The 389-nt window shown below is 67.4% G+C and carries 1 protein-coding gene; it reads right to left on the bottom strand.

Annotated features, from left to right (window positions below; all coding sequences use genetic code 11):
* Positions 1–389: AMP-binding protein (locus tag AC5Y7E_RS24290; protein WP_499950962.1), on the bottom strand; the 389-nt coding region annotated here is incomplete at both ends.

The following is a 389-nucleotide window of genomic DNA, read 5'->3' as shown; positions in this document are numbered from 1 at the left end:
GCCGCCCCGGTCTTGAGCACCGCCGCAATCGACACGATCGCCTCAGCCGACCGGGAAAACAGCAACGCCACCGACTCGCCCGGACCCGCACCATGACCAACCAGCACATGCGCCAACCGATCAGCGGCCTCATCGAGCTCGCGATACGTCATCGACCGGCCATCGCATGTCAGCGCCACCGCACCCGGGGTGCGCGCCACCTGCGCCGCAAACGCCGCGGGAATCGACACCGCCGACGACTCCGGCTCCTCCAACACCACCCGGTTACCGACCTCGGCCAGGCGAGCGTGCTCAGCAGCATCCAACAGATCCACCGACGACAACCGCCGCCCCGGATCAGCACTCAACTCCACCAACACCCACCGCAGCCGCTCGACCAACAACTCGAT

Source organism: Mycobacterium sp. NGS17 (assembly GCF_059813205.1).
The sequence above is the reverse complement of the archived record's forward strand: the minus strand, read 5'-3'. Positions and strand labels throughout refer to the sequence as shown.